We start from the raw sequence: 7,652 nt of genomic DNA on the forward strand, positions 1-7,652 counted from the left end.
TAAAGTATCCCTTTCATTGTGGCTCTGGTCCACTATCTGACTAAAATCCGGTTATCATATTTGTACATTTCCTCCTGAAAAAAGTTATAAAGCGTTTTAAGACATAGTATAAATATTCAAAAATGAAAGGATGATTAAGTTGAAGAAAAAGTTAGTTAAACTTGTATCTTTAGTTTTATCTATAGTCATGGTTACTACTATGATGCCCACAAGGGTGCTGGCATCAAAAGACAGTAGCTTAAGTGAAAGCATTCTTAAAAGCAAGGCTTCATCACAGGTCACACCTGATGAAGAAGAGTTTGTTTATAGTGTAGAAAAAGACAAAGATAAAGAAGAAAAAAAAGTTAAGGATACCAAAGAAGAAGCATTAAAAGCACAAACAGCCACAGAAAATTCAAAAGAAGAAAAAGCCAAAGTAAAAAAGGCAAATCAGACGCAGGCTTCTTCAAAAAATCAGACAAAGACTCTTATTGCCAAATTAAAAGGAGAACCTTTAAATGTATCACTTTCAGACAAGGCAAAAATAGAAAGTGCCCTTAAATCCTACCAGTCATTATCAGATACAGATAAAAAAGAACTGGATGAAGAAGTATGTCATGAAGCATTGGCTGATGGCATAAATACAGGTCAATCCTATGGAAGAATCTTAGAATCAAATGAATGGGCACTTTATTCATTAGAAACTCCTGATACTTCCACAACCCTAAAAAAAGGAACCTATACAGCAAATACGAAACCTGCCCTGTCATCTACTTCCGATAAAGGAAAAAGTACTTCTGCCAGAGTTAGGACATGGACTATAGAAAGTGTTACAGTGGATAAAAACCATAATGCCACTGCTAAAATAATGGTAAATTCCACAACTTACGATTATATTCAATGTGCCGGAAAAATCTTTAAGCCTATAGTTGACACAGCCACAGGAACCTGCTCCTTTAATATCCCTATAGATTTAAACAGCAGTTTCTATATCTTAGGTCATTCATCTACCATGCCTACAGCCATAGCTTATAAGATTACTTCAAAAATATCCGAACCGGTGGTTAAAGATACCGTAGATGTGACCTTTACAGCAAAGAATTCTAAAAAAGAAGTTATAAAAAACCTTACAGTTTTAGTTAATGGCGGAAAAATTAAGGCTACAAAGGGTGTTTATACCCTTATGAAAAATACCTCTTATAAGGTGGAGTTTTCGGCAAAAGGCTATAAAAGTGTAAGTATTACTTATAAAGCTTTAAAATCAGAAGAAAAATGCGTAACTCTTACAAAAGCCTATGAGCTTAGGGTAAAAGTTGAAGACATGGACACAGGTGCAAATATTGGAAAAGCCACCATTACCCTTGTAAAAAATGATTCAAAAGAAAAGGTTTCACCTTTTGCAAAAGGTGTTTATTACCTTTATGACGCAGTAAAATATACCCTTACTGTTAAGGCAGAGGGTTACACTTCAAAAAGTAAAAATATATATTTAAAAAGTGATAAAACCCTTACTATTCAGCTTTCCAAAAAGAAAGCAAACAGGCAGGAAACTTCAAAAGCAGTAAAAAATGTAATAAAAATGATTGAAAACCTTCCTTCAAATCCTACGGAAGCCGACAGAGAAAGCATTATAGCTGCTCAAAAAGCTTTTATAGCTCTTGAAAGTGACGAAGAAGCTAAAGTAACCAATAAAGAAAGGCTTGATGCGATTTATAAGAAACTCGGAGCCAAACTTGTAAAAGACGGAGCCGGTGATTATACCTTTAAAGACCAGTATGTGGAAGGAGGAAGAGGAGCATTCCAGGTTGAATCCATTTCAACAACCTCCAACGGACAATCTATGTTTAGAATTGTAAATGCTGTATTACATGTATCTGATTCTGGAAATATGACAGCAGATATTACTTTGTCAAGTACTGGATACCGTTATGTATATATGGGAAATGCCTCTGATGCCTTTAAAGCAGAAGAAGCAGCCGGTGGATTTTTACATATTGCCAGTGCAAAGGGAGTAATAAAGGGAAGTCCTGTTTCCTATAAAGATTCTGAGGGAAGTCATGCTGCATATCGCTTTACAATCCCGGTAGAATCTTTAGATCATCCAATACTTATTGCAGGAAATTCCTATGCTCATGACAGCACCTTGGCGAATTTAACTTCAGCTGAAAGATTAAGAATGCAGGGAGATGGAACTTTATCTTTTTCAAGTATATGGTTTCAAAGAGCAATTATTTTTTCTTCTGCAAATCTTGTGAAGGTTACTTCTGAAAACAATCAAAGTACTGTAGAAGAAAGAACTGATGGTGAGGATCTTGATAAAGGGGAAAATACCAAAACCTCAGGTGGCTCTCAAACAGTTGGAAAATACGCATTTAAATGGAGTGGCGGAACAATGGGACATGTTGTTATTTCCTGTTCCAATGTAGAGGTAAAAGATGGTAAAGCCTATGCAACCATTACTTTTGCCAGAAAAGCATCCATAGGAGGTAGTGCCAAGTTCAGCATGGTTCGCAGTCTTGGAGTTACAGTTAATGGAAATAATACCTTTACCATTCCGGTAAATCTTAATTCCAATACTCCTATTGAAGCTTATACTACTGCCATGTCCCAGGGACACTGGGTTTCCTATACCTTATATGTTGGAGTAAATGACGAAAAAATTCTGGCTGAAGTGGGACAGGATGCCGATGGAAAATCCATTGAGTCAACAGTGGGCTTAAATAAAGATACCCTGGATGAAGAAGCTCCACAGATTGTAGGCTTTGAAAGTAAAGGAGAAATAGAAGTTACCTATAGCAATAAAATTAAAATTTTTGAATATAATGATGGCTATTATCTTATTGAAATAGACAGCAGTAAAGATACCCAAAGAGAAGATAAAACAGCTGATGATATGGATGCTCTTTTAAAAGAAAAAGAGAAATCTGATGAAGAAATAGCTGAAGACTATGAAGAGGATAATGAAGCTAAGGAAAATAATGAAGCAGTTAAAGATAAATATTCAAATGATTCTTTAAATGCGGCTTATAAAAATGGTGTAGTTAAATATTTCGTAGTTCCTGAAGGAAAGGAAGTCCCGGTGGGACTTGAGGAAGACCTTGTAATAATTAGTCAACCTGTAGAAAATGTTTATGTTTCCTCACAGACAGCCTTGGAATTAATTGATGCTTTAAATTTAAATGATAAAGTTTCATCTTTGGGAATTAAAAAAGAGGATGTGGAAATAGAATCCTTTGCAAAAAGAATGGCAAAAGATTACAAAAAAGATGATGCCATAAGCTATTTTGGAAGCTATGACAAATGGAATCTTAAGTCTATGATAAAGGAAAAAACAGGACTAATTATTGAATCCGGTGAAATCCTTGTTAAAGACGAAGAAAACATTAGTAAAGACTGGGAATTATTTAATAAGCTTACAGACAGAGCAGCTCAAATGGGAACAGCCTTTCTTATTGACAGAAGTAGTGATGAAGAAAACGATTTGGCTAAAGCTGAATGGCTTAAGCTTTATGGAATTATTTTCGGCCAGGAAGAAAACTGGAAAAAGGCCTATGATAATGTAGTGGGAAAAGCTACAAATGAGGAAAAGGAAGAAGCCATAAAGGCTTTAAAAGAAGATAATAATAAAGAAATTTAAGAAAGAGAATGAAGTAAAAATGAGAATTAAAAGATTATTTGCCCTTACCCTGGCTACAGCCATGATATTTACAGGCTGTGCCTCGGATAAAAACAATACATCTGCCAAAAAAGAGGCAAAAACTGCTACTAACACCACTTCAAGTGATATTTCAGAAGTGTCAGATAATTCGGGAAATAAAAACAATAAGGCACCTGAAATAGAAGGACTGACTTATCAGTCAGCTATGGATTTAAAATATGCCGAAGGCTTTAATGTTTATTATTATGAAGGTGGCTACAAATATATTGATATACCTCTCTCGGGAACCTATCTTATAGTTCCTGAAGGAAAAGAGGCTCCTGATAATCTTCCTGAAAGTGATACTCAGGTTATAAAGCAAAACTTAAGTCAGATATATCTGGCAGCTTCCTCAGCCATGTCATTTTTTGATGCTTTGGATGCTATTGATACCGTAACAATGACAGGAACAAATACAAAGGGCTGGTATATTGATGCACCAAAGGAGGCTTTGGCCAATGGTACCATGAAATATACAGGAAAATACAGCGAGCCGGATTATGAGATGTTAGTGGATAATGATTGTGATATTGCTATTGAATCCACAATGATTTTACACGCTCCTGAAGTTCAGGAAATGCTTATGGATTTGGGGATTCCTGTTTTTATTGACCGCTCAAGCTATGAATTAAGTGCCTTTGGACGAATTGAATGGATAAAGATTTATGGTGCTTTATTAAATAAGGAAGAGGAGGCAGATGCCTTCTTTAAGGAGCAGGAAAAAATTCTTGATAATATGGAAGAATACGAAGATACCGGTTTAACGGTAGCTTTCTTCTCAATAAATTCTGATGGTTCCATTGTAGTAAGAAAAACCAAAGATTTTATTCCAAATATGATAGCTTTAGCCGGAGGACATTATATTTTTGATAATCTTGAAAATCCTGGAAGTAATTCCGCCTCTGTAAATATTAGTATGGAGGACTTCTACGACCAGGTAGTGGATGCTGATTTTATCGTCTATAATGCTACTATTGAAGATCCTATTTCATCTGTGGAATCACTTATAGATAAAGATGAATTATTCAAGGAATTTAAAGCTGTTAAAAATAATAATGTGTGGCAGGTGGATAAAACCTGGTATCAGTCAACAGCTACAGTTGCAAATCTTATAACAGATTTTAATATTATGCTTACCGGCAAGGATACTTCAAAGCTTACTTTTTTATCAAAAGTCGGAGAGTAATTTTAGGAAATAAGATAATTATTGAGGAAGAAAAATGAAAGAAAAAGCAGAAACAACAGCTTATAGTGATTATCACAAAGAGAATATGAAAAGAAGATTTCATATTACGGTAGTCTTCATAATATTAATAGCGCTGTTTTGTACAATTATTGTTTATAATATAAATACAGGAAATGTAAATATCTCTGTTGCGGATATCTTAAGGATTATTTTCTTAAAAGAAGGAGATCCCCATGATATAAATATTATATGGAGAATCAGACTTCCAAGAATTCTCATGGCAGCAATTCTTGGAGGAGCCCTGGCTCTTTCAGGATTTTTACTTCAGACATTTTTTGAAAATCCCATAGCAGGCCCTTTTATATTGGGTATTTCATCAGGAGCAAAGCTTTGTGTTGCTATAATGATGATTTATTATGTGGAGCATTTTGGAAAAATGTCATCCTGGTCTTTGGTTTTTGCGGCATTTGTAGGTTCCATGATAACCACCGGCTTTGTTTTATTGGTTTCTAAGCGTATACATAATATGGCAGCTTTATTGGTAGCCGGTGTAATGATTGGATATATATGCAATGCTGCCACAGATTTTATCTTGAATTTTTCTGATGATTCAGACATTGTAAATTTAAGAGGCTGGACTCAGGGAAGTTTTGCCAGCATGAGTTGGGAAAATGTATATTTTTCCGTAGTTTTAATTGGAATTACATTTGTGGCAGTATTTTTATTATCAAAGCCTATAGGGGCATTTCAGTTAGGGGAAGGTTATGCCCAGAGTATGGGAGTAAATGTTAAACGCTTCAGGGTACTTTTAATAATGCTTTCAAGTATCCTTTCAGCTACCGTTACTGCCTTTGCAGGGCCTATTTCTTTTGTGGGAATAGCAGTACCTTTTCTTATAAAATCAGCCCTGAAAACGGCAAAACCCCTAGTTGTTATTCCGGCTACCTTTTTAGGAGGAGCAGTTTTTTGCATGATATGCGATTTAATAGCAAGAATGGCTTTTGCACCTACTGAGCTTACCCTTAGTACTGTAACTTCCATTTTTGGTGCTCCGGTAGTTATTTTTATGCTGATTAGAAGAAATCAAAACAGGAGGTAGCAAAGGTGGAAGATTATTATTTCAGGTTAAAGGGACTTTGCGTTGGATACAATGGAAAATCCATAATAAATGATATAAATATTGATATAAAAAAAGGTGAAATTTTAACCCTTATAGGCCCAAACGGGGCGGGAAAATCCACCATTTTAAAAAGTATTACAAGACAGCTTCAAAGAATAAGCGGTACTGTATTAATGGATAACAGGGACATTTTGGATATGTCTTTTAAGGAATTGTCTTCAAATATGGCAGTGGTTTTGACAGAAAAGATGAAACCGGAGCTTATGACCTGCCATGATGTTGTGGCTACAGGAAGGTATCCCTACACCGGAAGGCTTGGACGACTTACAAAAGAAGATGAAAAAAAGGTAGATGAGGCTATAGAACTGGTGCATGCCGGGGGATTAGGGGCAAGAGATTTTAATGCCATTAGCGACGGACAAAGACAAAGGATTCTTTTAGCCAGGGCAATATGCCAGGAGCCGGAGATAATCGTCCTTGATGAACCTACTTCATTTTTGGATGTGAGATATAAATTAGAGTTGTTATCAATTCTTAAAAACATGGCAAATAAAAAGAAGATAACAGTAATAATGTCCTTACATGAGATAGACCTTGCCATGAAAATTTCTGACAAGATTTGTTGTGTTAAGGGAGATAAAATTGCAAAATACGGAAATCCGGAAGACATATTTGATGCAGCTACAATTAAAGAACTTTACGAGATAGATAATGGATATTTTGATCCGGTATTTGGCAGTATAGAACTTCCCAAAGTACAAGGGGAAGCAGAAGTATTTGTTATTTCCTCCGGAGGAAGTGGAATAGGAGTTTATAGAAAACTTCAAAAGCAAAACATAGCATTTTCAGCAGGGATTTTATATGAAAATGATGTAGATTATCAACTGGCAAAGCTTTTGGCAGTTAATGTAATAACAGAAAAACCATTTGAAAAAATATCTGATGAAGCTTTTGAAAAGGCAAAAAAAGAAATTGCAAAGTGCAAAACTGTAATAAATGCAGGAGTCACCATAGGAAGTCAAAATGAAAGAATAAGGAAGCTTTTAGAAAAAGCACAATCAATGGGAAAGTTAAAATTCTCTAATTTATAAAGATATTTTAGGGGATAAAAATAAAATACAGACAATTTTTATTGTCGGAAAAGGAGAGAAAGATGAAAATAAGACCAAAAAAAATCACAGCCTTAGCATTATCGGCTTTGATGCTTGCAGCACCGGTATTAGATGTAATACCGGCATTTGCAAAAACAAAGGATTTGGTAATTGATTCGGCAAAAGAAGCAGCAACACAAGAAACAGCCCTGACAATAACAAACAATACAAATATGTTTAAGGCAGTTTCAGCAAAACTTGTAAAGGAAGAGGACACTACATATTTGGTAATGGCTTTATCAGGCTCCGGGTACAGAGAGTTATATCTTGGAACTTATGAAAAAGCTGTAGCAAATGGAGATGGAACTAAAGATAAGGGAAATGACAGCTGGATTCATGGATATTTAAATAATGATAGTAAATATGAATTCAAAATACCACTTACAGATGATATGTTAAGTGGAAAAAGCGTAGCAGTAACTGCAATATCAAACAGCTATTATGAGAAATATTTAAATGGCACAAATGACCTTGCAAGAATATTCTATCCAAGACAATTTCAGATAGATGTTGAAAAAG

General features: G+C 35.1%; 5 protein-coding genes. All 5 read left to right on the forward strand.

Annotated elements, in window-relative coordinates; translation table 11 throughout:
- The first annotated feature begins 139 nt into the window (after window positions 1–139).
- Entirely contained in the window at window positions 140–3,616 is a 3,477-nt protein-coding gene (locus tag BM153_RS10620) for a hypothetical protein (RefSeq protein ID WP_092873535.1), read from the forward strand.
- A gap of 19 nt (window positions 3,617–3,635) precedes the next feature.
- The gene (locus tag BM153_RS10625; protein WP_092873537.1) at window positions 3,636–4,862 is read left to right on the forward strand and encodes an ABC transporter substrate-binding protein; all 1,227 of its coding nucleotides are present in this window, start codon (window positions 3,636–3,638) and stop codon (window positions 4,860–4,862) included.
- Window positions 4,863–4,896: 34 nt separating this feature from the next.
- A complete protein-coding gene (locus tag BM153_RS10630) occupies window positions 4,897–5,961 on the forward strand; it encodes a FecCD family ABC transporter permease (RefSeq protein WP_092873539.1) in 1,065 nt (354 codons plus the stop codon).
- A gap of 5 nt (window positions 5,962–5,966) precedes the next feature.
- Window positions 5,967–7,073, forward strand: coding sequence for an ABC transporter ATP-binding protein (locus BM153_RS10635; RefSeq protein WP_092873541.1), 1,107 nt, complete (start codon window positions 5,967–5,969; stop codon window positions 7,071–7,073).
- Window positions 7,074–7,135: 62 nt separating this feature from the next.
- Window positions 7,136–7,652, forward strand: a 517-nt coding sequence (locus BM153_RS10640; protein ID WP_143088302.1) for a hypothetical protein, incomplete at its 3' end; no start/stop codon positions are given.

The organism is Acetitomaculum ruminis DSM 5522 (genome assembly GCF_900112085.1).
Lineage (GTDB): Bacteria > Bacillota > Clostridia > Lachnospirales > Lachnospiraceae > Acetitomaculum > Acetitomaculum ruminis.